Source organism: Chromobacterium sp. Beijing (genome assembly GCF_021496765.1).
Classification (GTDB): Bacteria; Pseudomonadota; Gammaproteobacteria; order Burkholderiales; family Chromobacteriaceae; genus Chromobacterium.
Genome location: NZ_CP053750.1, coordinates 4,087,548 through 4,103,253 on the forward strand (window position 1 = coordinate 4,087,548; position 15,706 = coordinate 4,103,253).

A 15,706-nucleotide genomic window follows, 5' to 3' on the forward strand; every position below is an offset into this window, starting at 1 on the left:
TTTCTCCTTTGGCTAGGGGTGCGACCTCATCCTAGTCAGCAGGGGCTAAAGATCCGCTAAAGAAAACGCGCGGCGGCATAAAAATGCCGCCAACGCGGCCGGGCTTATTTTTGCTCGGATTGCGGCTGCTCGGCCTTTTTCTCCTGGGCCTGCAGCGCGCCCTTCACGGCGGAAGCCTGTTCTTTCAGCTTGTTCACCTGCTCTTTCAGTTCCGGGCTCAGCGCGGCGGCCGCGGCGCCTGCCTGTTTGGCGACGCCGATGGCGGCGCTGGCCTGTTCCTTGAGCTGGCCCAGCGGCGCGCTGCTGTCCTGCAGCGTGTTGTGCACCGTGCCGATGGCGCTGGAGGCGGATTCTTGCAATTGGTTGGTTTGCTTCTCGCTGCAAGCGGCCAGAGCCAGGGCGGAAGCGGCGGCGATCAAAAGCGTGGCGCGCATGTAAACGTCCTCGTTGGGGAAAATGCTGTATTGAGCGCCGGCGAAGGCCGAAGTTCCGGGGTGGCTCCTGGCTGCAAGGCCAAGTGGTTCTTATGACTCCGTCTTGCTTGGGCCACAATGCGCGCATTGGGCGCGTTTGCGCCGCCACTGGAGATCGGCATGAGCGATACGCTTTCCATCCGCCCGTTGCGGGCCGAAGACTACGAGGCCTGGTTGCCGCTCTGGCGCGGCTATCAGCGTTTTTACCAAGTGACGATGGACGAGGCCACGGTCATGGGAACCTGGCGGCGCTATCTGCTGCCGGATCACGCGATGCGCGGCTGGCTGGCCTGGGACGGCGAGCGGGCGGTGGGGCTGGTGCACATCGTATTGCACCCCAGCAGCTGGACCTTGGGCGATTATTGCTATTTGCAGGATTTGTTCGTGGCCGAGGATTGCCGCGGCCTGGGCGCCGGGCGGCAACTGATCGAATGGGTGTACCGGTGGGCGCGCGAGCGCGAGTGTTCGCGGGTGTATTGGCTGACCCATGAGACCAACGCCACCGCGCGGCGGCTTTACGATCAATTGGCGGAGAACCTGGGTTATATCCAGTACCGCAAGCAATTGACGCCTCTTTAGGAGCGCCTCCGCTCAGGCGTTCAGAGCGGCCGCCAGCGCCCCCGGCGCGCGCTCCACGTGCAGCCGCGGCGCGCCGTGCCAGTCGGCCAGCTTTTGCAGCGCGGTCTTGAGATCGGCGCTCAGCCGCGCGCTGTGGCGAACGCCGGGCTCCAGGTAGAGCGCCTTGACCTCGAACACGCCTTGGGCGCGATGGGCCTTGGCGTCCAGCCGGCCCACCAGCTTGCCGCGGTTGAGTATGGGCAGCACGAAATAGCCGTACTGGCGTTTGGGCGCCGGGGTATAGCATTCGATGCGGTAGTCGAAGTCGAACAGCTCCGACGCGCGCTTGCGGTCCCAGACCAGCGGGTCGAACGGCGACAGGATGGCGGTGGCGGTGGCCTTGAGCTCGCCGGAGACGGCTTGGGGCAGGCGTTCCGCCAGATCGGCGTCGACGAAGACGTCGTGCTGCCAGCCGTCGATGCGGGCCGGGATCAGTTCGCCGGCATCGGCCATCTGGTGCAGCATGGCGTCGTAGCGGCCGCGCTTGAGCCGGTAGTAATCGGCCACCCAGCCGGCCTTGACCACGCCCAGCGCGCGGCAGCTGTTGCGCAGCATCCGCCATTGCGCCTGTTCTTCGGTGGGCAGGTCGCGCGCGTCGTCCCAGCCGGGCTTCACCCGTTCCGCCAGATCGTAGACGCGCTGGAAATTGCGTCTTTCCCTGACCATCAGCCGGCCCAGCGTGAACAACACTTCCAGATGTCGTTTCTCCGGCTTCCAGTCCCACCAGCCGTTGCCCTTGCCGTCCTTGCGTTCGAAGTCCGCCGAACGCGCCGGGCCGTTGACGCGGATGCCGTCTATCAGCGCGTCGATGTCGGCGCGGTGCTGCTCCAGCCAGCGCAGCGAGAATTTCCAGCCCATCGCCTCGGGTTTGAGCATGCGATGGCGCAGCAGGCCGTAGTCCTCGGCGGGAACGAAACAGGCTTCGTGCGCCCAGTATTCGAACAGCCGGCCTTCGGCCAGCAATTGGTCCAGCCAGGCCGGATCGTAGGATCCCAGCCGGCTGTGCAGCACCAGATAGGGGCTGCGCGCCACCACGTGTATGGTGTCGATCTGCAATAAGGCCATGCGGCGGATGGCGGCCAGCACGTCGGCCTTGCCGGCTTTGCGGCGCGGCGGGCTCAGCAGGCCTTGGGCGGCCAGTTGCAGATGGCGGGCTTGCTGCGGCGACAGGTGCAAAATGGACATGGCATGGTCATCGGTAGGACAGGTGGATGACTATAGCAAAAACCGTTTTGCTCAGGGGGGCGCTAAGTCCGGCCTAGGGTTTGGAGGGGGGCGACCGGAGAAGAACTGCTTCACCAATTGTTGATAACTGCCGTCCTGGCGCATTTTCTCCAGCGCTTGGTTGAAGCGCTGCAACAGCGGCAGCTGCGGCGAGGTTTTGTTGATGGCCAGATAAGTGGCTTTGCTGGCCAGGATGGCCGGCGCCACCGCGAGATTGGCGTAGGCGCCGTTTTGCATTCTGGCGTCCATCGCCTCCTGTATCGCCAGCACCGCGTCCAGATTGCCGCGCTGCAGGAGTTGCAGGTTCTGGCGGTCGGAGTCGCCGTCGTAGGCGCTGAAACGCTTGTCGGCGCGGGCGCGGTCGAATTCGTCGCCGTAGCTCCAGCCCGCCATCACGCCGACGCGCTTATTGTCCAGATCCGTCAGGCTGCGAAAATCGATGGGGCGTTGGCGGAGGTAGACCACCACGATGCGTTCCTGATACAGCGGCAGGCTGAAGTCGTAACGCTGTTCGCGGTTGACGGTTTTGTAGATGCCGGCCGCCGCCATGGCGCTGCGGTCCAGTTCGAAGATCGCGCGGCGCCACGTCAGGGCCCGAAATGCATGGGGAATGCCGGCTTTATCGCAGACGGCGCTGACCAGGCGCGGGTAGAGGCCGCCGACCCGTTCGTTCTCCTCGTACATGAAGGGCGGCGCGTTGGCGTCCACCGCCACGGTTAGGATGTCCGCGTCTTGCCCGCGGCAGGGCGCGGTCAGGCAGGCGCCGAGCAGCAGCAGGGTCAGGCCGAGGCGGCGGATGCTAGCGATCATCGAGAGGAATCCGGAACGTGCTGATCAGCTAAGCATAGCCGCTGCCGCGGCCGACGACGGGCAAACGAAAACGGAACCCTAAGGTTCCGTTTGCTGTGACGCTCGGCCGGCGTTCAAGGGTAGACGATGCGCAGCAAATTGGTGGTGCCCGGCGTGCCGAAGGGCACCCCGGCGATGATCACCATGGGCTTGCCTTGTTCCGCCAGGCCCAGCTTGGTGGCGGCGAAGGTGGTTTTCACCACCATGTCTTCCAGGTTTTCCGCGTCCGGGCCGTTATAGGCCACCACGCCCCAGACCAGGGTCAGCCGGCGCGCGGTGTTCAGCCGCGGCGAGATGCCGAGTATGGGGGTGTGCGGGCGCTCGCGCGCCAGCCGCAGGCAGGTGGAGCCGCTGGTGGTGAAGGCGGCGGACACGGTGACCGGCAGCAGCGAACCCACTTTGCGCACACAGGCGGCGATGGCGTCGGCGCGGTCCGGCGCGTCGGCGGCGCTGTAATCCAGCGCCATCACCCGGCGGTAGTCCGGCGCGCTTTCCACGCGGCGGATCACCCGGTCCATGATGCGCACCGCTTCCAGCGGGAACTGGCCGGCGGCGGTTTCCGCCGACAGCATCACCGCGTCGGCGCCTTCGTAAACCGCGGTGGCCACGTCGTTGGCCTCGGCGCGGGTGGGCGTGGGCGCGGTGATCATCGATTCCAGCATCTGGGTGGCGACGATGACCGGGCGGCCCAGATGACGGCACTGATGGACGATGCGGCGTTGCACCACCGGCACGTCTTCCGGCGGCAGCTCCACGCCCAGATCGCCGCGCGCCACCATCACCGCGTCGGCCAGTTCAGTGATGGCGTCCAGCTCGTCCACCGCCGACGGTTTTTCGATCTTGACCATGATGCCCAGCTTCTGTCCCACCAGTTCGCGCAGCTCGCGCACGTCGTTGGCGGTTTGCACGAAGGACAGCGCCAGCCAGTCCGCGCCTTCCTTCAGCGCGAATTCGGCGTCCAGCCGGTCTTTGTCGGTGATGGCGGACAGGGGCAGGATGGTTTGCGGCAGATTGAAGCCCTTGCGGCTGGACAACTCCCCGCCCACCTCCACCCGGGTGGCGATGCGGCGCGCTTCCACTTGTTCCACGTGAAACGCCAGCTTGCCGTCGTTGACCAGGATGCGATGGCCGGGCTTGAGCGCGGCGAAGGCTTCCGGATGCGGCAGGCTGGCGCGTTGCGCGTCGCCGTCCACCTCGTCCAGCACGAAGTCGAAGGCGTCGCCGGTGTTCACCATCGTCGGCACGGCGAACTGGCCGATGCGCAGCTTGGGTCCTTGCAGGTCCACCAGCACGCCCAGCGGGCAGCCGAGCGCGGCTTCGGCGGCGCGGATGGAGGCCAGGCGCGCGCGATGATCGTCATGGCTGCCGTGGCTCATATTGAGGCGGAACACGTTCACGCCGGAGCGCGCCAGTTCCAGGATGATTTCGGGCGTGCTGGAAGCCGGGCCCAGCGTGGCTAGGATTTTGGTATTGCGAAGCATGACAGTCCTTTATGCCCGGTCCGGCCGCGAGGCGTTGCGCGGCCTGGCGTGGGCGGTGTTGTTTTGCCAATCACATCCGTGCGTCTTTCCATCTAGGCTGCGCCGCGTTTGATGGAACTGTCTGTCATGCTGCCACAGTCGGACTGTAGCGGCTTGACTACGTAAGGCCGGCGGCGTTTAAGGCCGGAAAACGCGCGGCCTGTGTGCGAATCCCGCCACTGGATCAGGGTGAATGTTCGTTTTTTGCGCGTTTTACCCTTTTCAGCGGCAAGCGAGAGAAGCCGCCGAAAAGCTGGCCCTAGGGGATCTTGGGACCAGAGCAGGGTTATTTTATCTCCAGATAAAGACAAAAACTTTGTTGCAACACAGAGTCAGTGGAGAATCATGGCGGCCAATGCGCTGCAACATAGGGCTTTTACTCGATAACTTGCTGAAACGGCACCCTTTGTAGTGGAGCGCTACAGGGAGCAAACCCTTGCTGTTATTGCTTTGCAGCATGAATTGGAGCGGCGCGGAAAGTCGCAATATTAAGATTTTTTTACGAAGAACGATTGACAAGCTTTGGCCGGGGCCTAGAATGGCTCGAAAATAAAACGAACGTCATAAGTACAAAAAGAAACATTATCAATAACTTGAGCGATGGAGCACGGTCCGCAACCGGCATCCGCCGCCGCATGCAACGAACGAACAGACACCAGGCCGCCCACCGGCTGAACAGGAGAAACCCTATGCAGGATCAATTCGTGTTGGCCTTGGATCAAGGCACCACCAGTTCTCGCGCCATTTTGTTTAATCGCAGCGGCGACATCGTGTCGCTGGCGCAAAAGGAATTCCGTCAGATCTACCCGCAGCCGGGCTGGGTGGAGCACGATCCGCAGGAAATCTGGGGCGGCCAGGTGGGCGTGGCGGCCGAGGCCGTGGCCAAGGCCGGCATCGACGGCCGCAGCATTGCCGCCATCGGCATCACCAATCAGCGTGAAACCACGATTGTATGGGACCGCGAAACCGGCCACCCGGTCTACAACGCCATCGTATGGCAGGACCGCCGCACCGCGGAATTCTGCGATGAGCTGAAGGGGCGCGGCCTGGGCGAGTTGATCCGCTCCAAGACCGGCCTGCTGGTGGACGCCTATTTCTCCGGCAGCAAGATCAAGTGGATTCTGGACAATGTGCCGGGCGCGCGGGAACGCGCCCGCGACGGCAAGCTGGCCTTCGGCACCGTGGACAGCTGGCTGATCTGGAATTTCACCCACGGCAAGGTGCACGTCACCGATGTGTCCAACGCCTCGCGCACCATGCTGTACAACATCCATACCCTGGAATGGGACGCCGAGCTGCTGGACATCATGGGCATTCCGGCCAGCATGCTGCCGGAGGTGAAAAGCTCCAGCGAAGTCTACGGCCACACCCACGCCGCCCATCTTGGCGTGGCCATCCCCATCGCCGGCGTGGCCGGCGACCAGCAGGCGGCCTTGTTCGGCCAGCAATGCACCCGCCCCGGCATGGTGAAGAACACCTACGGCACCGGCTGCTTCATGATGCTGAACACCGGCGACGCGCCGATCGAATCCAAGAACAATCTGCTGACCACCATCGCCTGGAAGGTGGACGGCAAGGTGCAGTACGCGCTGGAAGGCTCCATCTTCATCGGCGGCGCGGTGGTCAAGTGGCTGCGCGACGGCCTGGGCATCATCCGCCATTCCGCCGACGTGGGCCCGCTGGCCCAGGAAGTGGCCGACAGCGACGGCGTCTACCTGGTGCCGGCCTTCGCCGGCCTGGGCGCGCCGCATTGGAATCCGAACGCGCGCGGCACCATCGTCGGCGCCACCCTGGGCACCAAGGCCGCCCACATCGCCCGCGCGGCGCTGGACAGCATCGCCTATCAGACCATGGACGTGCTCAAGGCGATGGAGGCCGACGCCGGCTTCGACATCGCCGAATTGCGCGTGGACGGCGGCGCCACCGTCAACGAACTGCTGATGCAGTTCCAGTCCGACATCCTGAGCGTGGACGTGGTGCGCCCCAAGATCACCGAAACCACCGCGCTGGGCGCCGCCTATCTGGCCGGCCTCGCCGTCGGCTACTGGAAGAACGTCGACGACGTCCAGGGCCAATGGCAGCTGGACCACCGCTTCAAGCCGCGGCTGGAAGCCGCGCACGTGGCCGGCAAGGTCAAGGGCTGGCGGCGCGCGGTGAACGCCGCCAAGGTCTGGGCCGACGACGAACAGGCTTGATGAACGCGGCCTGTCTCGGACGCGACGACTGATAGGTTCCGCCGCCCGGGCGCGGCGGACGCACTCCTTATCCGGAAGAAACAATCATGAATCCTTTAATGGGCGAATTCATCGGCACCGCCTTGCTGGTGTTGCTGGGCAACGGCGTGGTGGCCAATGTGCTGTTGAAAAACACCAAGGGCCACAATAGCGGCCTCATCGTCATCGCCTTCGGCTGGGCGATGGCGGTCTTCGTCGGCGTGTTCAGCGTGGCGGCGATCAGCGGCGCCCACCTGAACCCGGCGGTGTCCGTGGCGCTGGCGGTGGCCGGCAAGTTTGCCTGGGCCAAGGTGCCCGGCTACGTGCTGGCGCAGATGCTGGGCGGCATGAGCGGCGCCGGCCTGATGTGGCTGATCTACCGCAAGCATTTTGACAGTACCGATTGCGCCGACACCAAGCTGGCCACCTTCTGCACCGGCCCGGCCATCCGCAGCCTGCCGGGCAATCTGGTGTCCGAAATCGTCGCCACCTTCGTGCTGGTGTTCGCCATCCTCAGCATGGTGGCGCCCAAGATGTCGCTGGGCGCCATCGACGCGCTGCCGGTGGCGCTGCTGGTGTTGGGCATCGGGGTGTCGCTGGGCGGCACCACCGGCTATGCGATGAGCCCGGCCCGCGATCTGGCGCCGCGCATCATGCACGCCATCCTGCCGATTCCCGGCAAGCGCGACAGCGACTGGGGCTATGCCTGGGTGCCGGTGGTCGGCTCCCTGATCGGCGGCGCGCTGGCGGCCTTGGCCTATACCCTGTGATGCCTGGCCGGTTCCTTGGAGCCGGCCGCAGTTTTCGCGCGGCGGCGTTTTAGCCGCCGCGCTTGTAATCCGGAGCCGGCGCAGATCGGACCGTAGTTGCCACACTAAAAAATGAGGTGTTCCCATGATCAGCATGTTCCGTCCGGCGGCGCATCAGCCGCTATTGCCCTCCTCTGAGCAAGACAGCTTGTACCGGAGACTGCGCTGGCAGATCTTCCTCGGCATCTTCATCGGCTACGCCGGTTATTACCTGGTGCGCAAGAATTTCTCCCTGGCCATGCCCTACCTGGTGGAGCAAGGCTATTCGCGCGGCGACCTGGGCTTCGCCATGTCCGGCGTCGCCATCGCCTACGGCATTTCCAAATTCCTGATGGGCGCGGTGTCCGACCGCTCCAACCCCCGCGTCTTCCTCAGCGTTGGCCTGATTTTGTCCGCCGCGATCTTCCTGCTGATGGGCTTCGCCCCCTGGGCCACGTCCAGCGTGGGGATCATGTTCGTGCTGCTCTTCCTCAACGGCTGGTTCCAGGGCATGGGTTGGCCGGCCAGCGGCCGCACCATGGTGCACTGGTGGTCGCAGAAGGAGCGCGGCGGCATCGTGTCGATCTGGAACTGCGCGCATAACGTGGGCGGCGGCCTGATCGGCCCGCTGTTCATCCTGGGCATGGGCTGGTTCAACGACTGGCGCGCCGCCTTCTACGTGCCGGCCGCCGCCGCCATCGGCGTGGCCATCTTCGCCTATCTGACCATGCGCGACACCCCGCAGTCTTGCGGCCTGCCGCCGGTGGAAGCCTATAAGAACGACTACCCGGAAGACTACGACGCCAGCCACGAGCAAGAGCTGAGCGCGCGCGACATCTTCAAGAAATACATCCTGCCCAACAAATTGTTGTGGTACATCGCCTTCGCCAACGTGTTCATCTACCTGCTGCGCTACGGCGTGCTGGACTGGGCGCCCACCTATCTGAAAGAGGTCAAGCACTTCTCGGTGGACAAATCGTCGTGGGCCTACTTCTTGTACGAATGGGCCGGCATTCCCGGCACCCTGCTGTGCGGCTGGATGTCCGACAAGCTGTTCAAGGGCAACCGCGGCGCCACCGGCATGCTGTTCATGGCCCTGGTGACCGTGGCCACCGTGGTGTACTGGCTGAACCCGGCTGGCAATCCCACCGTGGACATGCTGGCGCTGATCGCCATCGGCTTCCTGATTTACGGCCCGGTGATGCTGGTGGGCCTGCACGCGCTGGAGTTGGCGCCGAAGAAAGCCGCCGGCACCGCCGCCGGCTTCACCGGCCTGTTCGGCTATCTGGGCGGCTCGGTGGCCGCCAATGCGGTGGTCGGCTACACCGTCGACCACTTTGGTTGGGACGGCGGCTTCATGCTGATGGTGGGCTCTTGCGTCGCCGCCATCGTGCTGCTGGCTTTGACCACTTGGCATGGGCGCGATCAGGACGCCGCCTTGAACCGGGTGTAGATCCCGCAGGGCCCGGCGCTGCCGGGCGCTTTACGAGGCGGCGACTCAGGTTGCCGCCTGTTTTTTTGCGTATTTCCGCGTTTAGTCGGTTAAAAAGACAAAACCGCGTGCTAACAACGTATAAACGAAAGCAAAATGTTGTATTTTTGTTCGTTTATAATTATTCTGGGTAGGATGGCATTGCTGGGGCGTTGACGCGCGCCGGCGAGGGAATAACGGCGCTAAGAAGCTGTTCAAAGTCTCGCGAGCAAGAGCGAGACAAGGCCTTGCGGCTGAGAAAGCGGAATGCACACGTGGTACAAGCTGTACTCACCGTGTGATGCTCCACGACGCGCAGCAGACTTTGAACAGCCTCTAAGCAGGCCCCTGGAAAGAAAGAGGTAGGGAAGATGGCAGTGGAGATTTACGACCTGATGGTGATCGGCGGCGGCATCAACGGCGCCGGCATCGCGCGCGACGCGGCCGGACGCGGCTTGTCGGTGATGCTGTGCGAAAAGGACGATCTGGCCGCGCACACCTCCTCCGCCAGCACCAAGCTGATTCACGGCGGCCTGCGCTATCTCGAATACTATGAATTCGGCCTGGTGCGCAAAGCGCTGCAAGAGCGCGAAGTGCTGCTCAAGGCCGCGCCGCACATCATCTGGCCGCTGCGCTTCGTGATGCCGCACGACAAGAACCAGCGTCCGGAATGGATGATACGCTGCGGCCTGTTCCTCTACGATCACCTGGCGCGCCGCGAAGTGCTGCCCGGCTCCGAAACCGTCAGCTTCGCCAGCCACCCGGCCGGCCAGCCGATCAAGCCGGCGTTCAAGCGCGGCTTCGTCTACTCCGACGGCTGGGTGCAGGACGCGCGCCTGGTGGTGCTCAACGCCAAGGACGCCGCCGAGCGCGGCGCGCGGGTGCAGACCCGCACCGCCTGCGTCGGCGCCCGCCGCGACGGCGAACACTGGCTGTGCGAACTGCAGGCCGAAGACGGCAGCCGCAGCCAGGCGCGCGCCCGCGCGCTGGTCAACGCCGCCGGCCCGTGGGTGGAAAGCCTGATCAAGGACACGCTGGCCTTGCCGTCCGGCAAGTCCATCCGTCTGGTCAAGGGCAGCCACATCGTGGTCAAGAAGCTGTTCGACCACCCTTACGCCTACATCTTCCAGAACCCGGACAAGCGCATCATTTTCGCGATTCCCTACGAGCAGGATTTCACCCTGATCGGCACCACCGATGTGGAATACCGCGGCGATCCGGCCAAGGTGGCGATAGACGATCAGGAAGTGGCGTATCTGTGTCAGATGAGCAACCGCTACTTCCAGACCCAGATCAGCCCGGCCGACGTGCTGTCCACTTACTCCGGCGTGCGTCCGCTGCTGGACGACGAAGCCAGCAATGCCGCCAGCGTCACCCGCGATTACTCGCTGGAAATGGATCTGGACGGCGCGCCGCTGCTGTCGGTGTTCGGCGGCAAGATCACCACCTTCCGCAAACTGGCGGAAGAGGCGGTGGACAAGCTGGCGCCGTTGCTGGGCAACAACAAGACCACCTGGACCGCCGACGCGCCGCTGCCGGGCGGCGATATGCCGGGCGCGGATTTCGAGCGCTTCCTGCAAAGCCTGCGCCAGCAATATCCGTGGCTGCCGGAAGCGTTGGCGCGACGCTGGGCGCGCGCCTACGGCACCCGTGTGGCTAGATTGATAGGCGAGGCCGCCGGCCTGGAGCAATTGGGCGCGGAACTCCTGCCCGGCTTGTACGAAGCCGAGTTGCGTTATCTGGTGAACGAGGAATGGGCGACGCGCAGCGAGGATATCCTGTGGCGCCGTTCCAAGCTCAAGCTGCACCTGCCGGCGCACGCCGCCCAGGTGATCGACGCCTGGTTATTGGGCCAGGCCGCCGCGCGCGAGCAGCGGCTGACCGCCTGATTCAAGGCGGTTTCAAGCCAGAACAGCCCGGCCTTGCGCCGGGCTTTTTCTTTGCCGGTTCTTTGGCGGGCGGCGCGATGCGGACTTTAGCGGATGTATCCACAGGCAAGCCTGAAACCCGGATTCATCCACAGCGCAGGCAAGCGGCCGGCTTGATCGCTCGCCGCCCGCCCTCGGCGGGGCCGGGACGGCATGCGCGGGCCTTGGCGCGCCAAAGCTGCTACTCTTTGTTTTCCTAGCCTGAAGCCAGGCATGCAGTGGGAGCCTGATCAATTTGAGCGAGGCAAGGCGCCGCGGCTGAAGAATACGGTAGTGGGCGTTCTGAAGCGGCGTTCGCCGCGAAAAGCTTCGCGCAGCGCAGGCATTGAACAGGTTCTACGACCAATGGGAGGCTTTATGTCCGTAAAACGTCCATTTCGTCATGATGAGCATTCCGTCGCCCAGACGGAGTCCTTGCAGGAGCCCTCTTTCGCCGTGTGTCTGCCGGCGCGTTTGCGTTTGTACTGCCAGTTGGTGCCAGCCACGGTAAGCAATCAAGAGGCTTACCGGATGGGCCGCGCGTTTGCCGGCCATTACATGGCCTACGTGGCGGAGCACCCCTGCCATGCGGAAGATTCGCTGTTGGCGCGCATGGCGGAGCACGCCGATTTCACTGCGGAAGGGCTGGAAGGCGAATACTGGGCCGGCTTTTTTTCGCTGATAGAAGAGGCGGTGCTCAACGCGGTTGAACTCCTGGACGCGGATGGCAAGATGGGCGGCTCTATCCACTGAGCTCGCGCCAATGCGGTTTCTGCCCGGCCATGGCGCCGGGCTTGCTATTTGTGCCCGGCTTGCTTGGTTTGCAGCATGCTGCTTTAGAAGCTGACGCCGCTTAGCTGCGGGCTGTTCTTATCCACAGCATCCAAGCCCGCATGTCTAGCGGTGGGCATCCATCACTCGGTTCATTCCACAATACCGAATACTTCATTCCATTTCTTCAATTCAGCTACGACTTCAGGGTTTGCTTTGTATTTTATTAGTAATCGTTTTTGTTGTTTCATTGCTCGATTACAGTATTTATTTAAATCACGGATAACTTCGCGTTGACGAGCATCATTATCGCCGGATATTTCACCTGACAAATGTTCACAGGTTTCAGCATTATCTATAAAGTTTTTTACATCCTTATTGCTGAGGTCGCTGGCATAGAGGTTGCTGGAGAGTAGTGCCAAAATAGTGAGAAACTTTTTCATATTAATAAATAAAAATACTTTTCTCCCATTTAAATTTTACAATATCGTAGATGATAACGGCGATATGCTGTTCTTTATTCGCAACTTGCCATTGTTTGATGGTCATGATATCAGTGTTTGTTAATTGTCGTTAAAACAATCGCAATTATCAATCCTTATAATCCAATACTTCATCAAACTGTCTTATGGCTTTAATGACCTTATGATCATTTTTGTATTTCACTAACAATTGCCTTCTCAATTTATCTGCCCTTTCGCAATGCTTGTTAGCATCCTTAATAACGTCCATCTGGCGGGCATCACCATCCCCTGATACTTCACCTAACAGATGCTCACAAATCTCTGCATTATCCATAAAGCTTTTTACATCCTTATTGCTGAGGTTGCCGGCATAGAGATTGCTGGAGAGCATTACCAAAATAGTGAGTAAATTTTTCATATTGTTAAATAAGATAGAAATTACATTGTGGCTAAAGATTTTTAATTACTCATAAACGGATATTTTTATTATTCTTCAATATTTTGGGTCAAGTGTTTCATCAAACTCCCTAATTGCTTTTATTACTTCTTCATCATTTTTATATTTTTCCAACAATTTTTTCCTTTGCCGCTTGGCTGTTCCACAATATTTATTAGCATTTTTGATATCAATAGCTTTTGCCTTATACCCTCCACTGACCTCCCCGGATAAATGTTCACAAATCTGAGCATTTTCAAAAAATACCTGTATCTCTTTTTTTTCGAGATTACTGGCGTAACTATTGTTTAAAGTTAGCATTAATATTAATATCGTGACTGATTGTTTCATATTATCTTCCATCTACGGACCAATGAGGCTTGTCTTTTGAGCCAAGTTTGAATTTTACGACATTATAAGTGGCCCCGACCGCGTGTAACTCCTTGTTCATGCCAGTACGAGGTGTTGTCTTGATTGTTATGATCGAGCTATCGTTATTGGTGATTATCAAATCGCCTGACCAAGTGATACTCATATCAATAGCTTGGCGCATAGTATGTCGTGTTCTAAGTGCTGGAATAGTGCCTAAGTGAAGAATTTCAAAGTACTGAGCCATGGCTCTTGCAGCAGAAATGGATTTCTCATCATTACCATGATCCCATAGGATATGGATGTCAGGGCGTAGAACAGCTTTATTTGGTTTCACTTTTTTCTTAGCAATTAGATAGCTCCAATGAAAAAGGTAAGCCCGTTTTTCCGGTCTATAAGTTGACGCTACTCGCACAGTTGCTCCTGCCGCTTTCAATGCCTCAACAAAAGCCCGGACATTGGCCTGGAAAGTCGGCTCCAGTTCAGAAATGCTAGCACTTGCTGGATAGCGCTCCACCCAGGCCATGCCGCTGAGTTCGGGTTCAGGAATCGTCACTACAACAGGCGTCGCTTCCGATCTCGCCATCAAAGGTCTGTGTATTGTCGTCATGGTAGGGGGCCGTCAAGGTTGAGTTCATGCACAGGGTGCTGACGATGAGTTGGGTCATGCCCAGCGAATCCGTCAGTCCGGTTCTGAAGGTGTTGTCTTGCAGGTCTATGCGATAAGGCATGCCCACATGCGGTTTGCCTGTTGTCTCGCTGACCAGTTGGTACTGGATTTCGAAGCGGTAGGGCGAGACATAGTCCTGTGTTGCCGCATGTCCAGGCGGCGGAGGCGGAGGTTCGCCTTCATCGGTCGAATTGCTTTTCAGCTTTTGATTGGCGATCAGTTTGGGCGGCGGTTCGCACTGGCAGATGCACAGATCGCCCTCCAGCGCGGCTTGTTTGCCATGCCAGATTTCCGATGTCCGCGGCGGCACGCAGAGGATGCGGCCTAGGCGGTTGCAGGCCGGACAATGAATGGGGTCGCCTTCAACGGCCAGTTCCCTGCCCTCGATGCGTCCTTGCCCGCTGGCGGCTACGATGACGCCGCCGGCGGTGGTGCTTGCTCCAAGGCAGCAGTTATATCTCTTTGACAAGGTCCGGGCTCCAGTCAGGGTCCAAGAAGCCGGGGATGGGTTTCCCTTCGTATTCATCAAGGAAGCGCAAGCCACTGGGCGGGCCCGAACGGATCTTGTCGCCGTTGCTGAGCGGGCTGCCTATCAGCGCCAGCGATTTACCGGTTTCCCTGTTATAGAAAGCGTGGCCGCAGCCAGCGCTGACGATGGCGGTGCTGCCGTCCGGATATTCGACAATATCGCCGGTCTGACCCACTTTTATATTGTCGCAGGTGATTTTGCTGGTGGCTTTCAATACTCCGCCTTTTTGGCTCACACTCCCATCCAGTGCAACTTGATGCCAAGTTCCCATGATTGCACCCCTGATTATTTAAAAATAATGATGATTTATTTAATGGTAGGTGCCGGCAACTGGCTTAAAGACTAGTATTTCTATTTGCATTCCATTGCGTTTATATAAAAAAATAAATACATTAAAAATGATTGATGCTTTGCTTATTTTTAATGATGGGTTATTTATTGGCAGTAATGGTTTTTATTGCGTGGGCAGCCAGAAATCATAATGGATTCAGTTTCACTAATGCCCCAGCAAAAAAACGCGTTTCCCCTTTGTCCGCGGCGGGCCTATGCTGAGGCGGATTCAACCGTGGAAAGTCCGAGATGCAGATTGCCCTGAGCCCCGCCTTATTGTCCCGCCTGCCGCAGATCCAGGTCAGCGGCCTGATCGCGCTGGAGATAGACGCCGCCGCCTTGCCCGCGCGCTTGCCGACGCTGCCGGAGCCGGAGCGCGATCTGGACGCGCTGCTGCAAGCCTGGAAGCAGTTGTACAAGGACTTGCCCGGCGACAAGAAGGCGCGCTGTTCGCTGGAATACCTGGTCAAGGCGGCGCAAAAGGACAAGCTGCGCAGCATTCTGCCGCTGGTGGACTTGTACAATCAGGCGTCCTTGTCGAGCCTGAGCCCGTTTGGCGGCGAGGACATCGCCAAGCTGGGCGGCGTATTGCAATTGGATCTGGCGGCGGGCGACGAGTCCTTCCTGCCGCTGGGACGGGATCAGGCGGAAACGCCGCAGCCGGGCGAGGCGGTGTGGCTGAACGGCGAGCGGCGGGTGGTGTGCCGCTGTCTGAACTGGCTGGAGTCGGACCTGTTCAAGCTGGACGCCGGCAGCCGCGACGTGGTCTTCGTCAGCGAGCGCCCGGATCAGGGGTTTCCTTCCGGCGCGGCGGGCATGGACTGGCTGGCTGAGCAACTGCGGCCGCATGCCGGAAGGCTGCTGCGTTTCGAACTGGACGCGGCGCGGGCGAGCTTTGAACTGGCCGCTGTGGATAAAGCGGCGTGAAGACGCCGGCTTGTGGGTAAGTGGCGCAGGCCTGCTTTTAGCCGAGCATCGTCGCGCGGCGATGGCGGCTTGTGGATAAAACGGCAGGATAAGGTTTTCTGTGGATAAATGAAAAAGGACGCGATCGCGTCCTTTTTGCGTATGCGC

Annotated in this window: 17 protein-coding genes; 7 read left to right on the plus strand and 10 right to left on the minus strand. The window is 60.5% G+C overall.

Annotated elements, in window-relative coordinates; genetic code table 11:
- Positions 1-104: 104 nt before the first annotated feature.
- Positions 105-434, minus strand: coding sequence for a hypothetical protein (locus HQN78_RS18920; RefSeq protein ID WP_227105915.1), 330 nt, complete (start codon positions 432-434; stop codon positions 105-107).
- A gap of 159 nt (positions 435-593) precedes the next feature.
- Between HQN78_RS18920 and HQN78_RS18925 the strand changes: the two genes are divergently transcribed.
- On the plus strand, positions 594-1,052 hold the full coding sequence (locus HQN78_RS18925) for a GNAT family N-acetyltransferase (RefSeq protein ID WP_227105913.1): 459 nt from the start codon (positions 594-596) through the stop codon (positions 1,050-1,052).
- A gap of 12 nt (positions 1,053-1,064) precedes the next feature.
- On the opposite strand, the gene HQN78_RS18930 is transcribed toward HQN78_RS18925, so the two are convergent.
- The 3 genes from HQN78_RS18930 to pyk all read right to left on the minus strand — a co-directional run bounded on the left by HQN78_RS18930 (position 1,065) and on the right by pyk (position 4,645).
- Positions 1,065-2,276, minus strand: a complete 1,212-nt coding sequence (locus HQN78_RS18930) for a winged helix-turn-helix domain-containing protein (protein ID WP_235085547.1) — start codon at positions 2,274-2,276, stop codon at positions 1,065-1,067.
- A 51-nt stretch (positions 2,277-2,327) separates the two neighbouring features.
- Entirely contained in the window at positions 2,328-3,125 is a 798-nt protein-coding gene (locus tag HQN78_RS18935; protein ID WP_235085549.1) for an ABC transporter substrate-binding protein, read from the minus strand.
- A gap of 113 nt (positions 3,126-3,238) precedes the next feature.
- A complete protein-coding gene (pyk, locus tag HQN78_RS18940; protein WP_235085552.1) occupies positions 3,239-4,645 on the minus strand; it encodes a pyruvate kinase in 1,407 nt (468 codons plus the stop codon).
- Between the two features lie 728 nt (positions 4,646-5,373).
- On the opposite strand from pyk, the gene glpK reads away from it, so the two are divergent.
- The 5 genes from glpK (at position 5,374) to HQN78_RS18965 (ending at position 11,816) form a co-directional block, all read left to right on the plus strand.
- Entirely contained in the window at positions 5,374-6,879 is a 1,506-nt protein-coding gene (gene glpK / locus HQN78_RS18945) for a glycerol kinase GlpK (RefSeq protein ID WP_107801340.1), read from the plus strand.
- 86 nt (positions 6,880-6,965) lie between these two features.
- A complete protein-coding gene (locus HQN78_RS18950; RefSeq protein WP_107801339.1) occupies positions 6,966-7,667 on the plus strand; it encodes an MIP/aquaporin family protein in 702 nt (233 codons plus the stop codon).
- A gap of 124 nt (positions 7,668-7,791) precedes the next feature.
- On the plus strand, positions 7,792-9,138 hold the full coding sequence (gene glpT / locus HQN78_RS18955; protein ID WP_227105909.1) for a glycerol-3-phosphate transporter: 1,347 nt from the start codon (positions 7,792-7,794) through the stop codon (positions 9,136-9,138).
- Between the two features lie 389 nt (positions 9,139-9,527).
- A complete protein-coding gene (glpD, locus tag HQN78_RS18960; protein ID WP_235085554.1) occupies positions 9,528-11,045 on the plus strand; it encodes a glycerol-3-phosphate dehydrogenase in 1,518 nt (505 codons plus the stop codon).
- Between the two features lie 252 nt (positions 11,046-11,297).
- The gene (locus HQN78_RS18965; RefSeq protein ID WP_235085557.1) at positions 11,298-11,816 is read left to right on the plus strand and encodes a hypothetical protein; all 519 of its coding nucleotides are present in this window, start codon (positions 11,298-11,300) and stop codon (positions 11,814-11,816) included.
- Between the two features lie 170 nt (positions 11,817-11,986).
- On the opposite strand, the gene HQN78_RS18970 is transcribed toward HQN78_RS18965, so the two are convergent.
- The 6 genes from HQN78_RS18970 to HQN78_RS18995 form a co-directional block, all read right to left on the minus strand.
- The gene (locus tag HQN78_RS18970) at positions 11,987-12,277 is read right to left on the minus strand and encodes a hypothetical protein (protein ID WP_235085559.1); all 291 of its coding nucleotides are present in this window, start codon (positions 12,275-12,277) and stop codon (positions 11,987-11,989) included.
- A 148-nt stretch (positions 12,278-12,425) separates the two neighbouring features.
- Positions 12,426-12,716, minus strand: coding sequence for a hypothetical protein (locus HQN78_RS18975; protein ID WP_227105901.1), 291 nt, complete (start codon positions 12,714-12,716; stop codon positions 12,426-12,428).
- A 75-nt stretch (positions 12,717-12,791) separates the two neighbouring features.
- Complete coding sequence (locus HQN78_RS18980; protein ID WP_235085561.1) at positions 12,792-13,085, minus strand: hypothetical protein; 294 nt, start codon at positions 13,083-13,085, stop codon at positions 12,792-12,794.
- Position 13,086: 1 nt separating this feature from the next.
- A complete protein-coding gene (locus HQN78_RS18985) occupies positions 13,087-13,659 on the minus strand; it encodes a hypothetical protein (protein WP_235085563.1) in 573 nt (190 codons plus the stop codon).
- Entirely contained in the window at positions 13,646-14,242 is a 597-nt protein-coding gene (locus tag HQN78_RS18990; RefSeq protein WP_158274394.1) for a PAAR domain-containing protein, read from the minus strand. The genes HQN78_RS18985 and HQN78_RS18990 overlap by 14 nt, the downstream gene beginning before the upstream one ends.
- A complete protein-coding gene (locus tag HQN78_RS18995; RefSeq protein WP_235085566.1) occupies positions 14,226-14,573 on the minus strand; it encodes a hypothetical protein in 348 nt (115 codons plus the stop codon). The genes HQN78_RS18990 and HQN78_RS18995 overlap by 17 nt, the downstream gene beginning before the upstream one ends.
- Before the next feature lie 308 nt (positions 14,574-14,881).
- Here HQN78_RS18995 and HQN78_RS19000 point away from each other — a divergent pair, with 308 nt between their 5' ends.
- Positions 14,882-15,559 (plus strand): B3/4 domain-containing protein, encoded by a 678-nt coding sequence (locus HQN78_RS19000; protein WP_227105891.1) that lies wholly within the window; start codon positions 14,882-14,884, stop codon positions 15,557-15,559.
- The last annotated feature ends 147 nt before the right edge of the window (positions 15,560-15,706 follow it).

What these genes read in the sequence shown, in the direction of transcription:
- pyk (WP_235085552.1), bottom strand. Translation starts at nt 4,645, where the DNA reads ATGCTTCGCAATACCAAAATCCTAGCCACGCTGGGCCCGGCTTCCAGC.
- HQN78_RS18965 (WP_235085557.1), top strand. Translation starts at nt 11,298, where the DNA reads ATGCAGTGGGAGCCTGATCAATTTGAGCGAGGCAAGGCGCCGCGGCTG.
- HQN78_RS18930 (WP_235085547.1), bottom strand. Translation starts at nt 2,276, where the DNA reads ATGTCCATTTTGCACCTGTCGCCGCAGCAAGCCCGCCATCTGCAACTG.
- HQN78_RS18975 (WP_227105901.1), bottom strand. Translation starts at nt 12,716, where the DNA reads ATGAAAAATTTACTCACTATTTTGGTAATGCTCTCCAGCAATCTCTAT.
- HQN78_RS18950 (WP_107801339.1), top strand. Translation starts at nt 6,966, where the DNA reads ATGAATCCTTTAATGGGCGAATTCATCGGCACCGCCTTGCTGGTGTTG.
- HQN78_RS18980 (WP_235085561.1), bottom strand. Translation starts at nt 13,085, where the DNA reads ATGAAACAATCAGTCACGATATTAATATTAATGCTAACTTTAAACAAT.
- HQN78_RS18920 (WP_227105915.1), bottom strand. Translation starts at nt 434, where the DNA reads ATGCGCGCCACGCTTTTGATCGCCGCCGCTTCCGCCCTGGCTCTGGCC.
- glpT (WP_227105909.1), top strand. Translation starts at nt 7,792, where the DNA reads ATGATCAGCATGTTCCGTCCGGCGGCGCATCAGCCGCTATTGCCCTCC.
- glpD (WP_235085554.1), top strand. Translation starts at nt 9,528, where the DNA reads ATGGCAGTGGAGATTTACGACCTGATGGTGATCGGCGGCGGCATCAAC.
- HQN78_RS18925 (WP_227105913.1), top strand. Translation starts at nt 594, where the DNA reads ATGAGCGATACGCTTTCCATCCGCCCGTTGCGGGCCGAAGACTACGAG.
- HQN78_RS19000 (WP_227105891.1), top strand. Translation starts at nt 14,882, where the DNA reads ATGCAGATTGCCCTGAGCCCCGCCTTATTGTCCCGCCTGCCGCAGATC.
- HQN78_RS18935 (WP_235085549.1), bottom strand. Translation starts at nt 3,125, where the DNA reads ATGATCGCTAGCATCCGCCGCCTCGGCCTGACCCTGCTGCTGCTCGGC.
- glpK (WP_107801340.1), top strand. Translation starts at nt 5,374, where the DNA reads ATGCAGGATCAATTCGTGTTGGCCTTGGATCAAGGCACCACCAGTTCT.
- HQN78_RS18970 (WP_235085559.1), bottom strand. Translation starts at nt 12,277, where the DNA reads ATGAAAAAGTTTCTCACTATTTTGGCACTACTCTCCAGCAACCTCTAT.
- HQN78_RS18995 (WP_235085566.1), bottom strand. Translation starts at nt 14,573, where the DNA reads ATGGGAACTTGGCATCAAGTTGCACTGGATGGGAGTGTGAGCCAAAAA.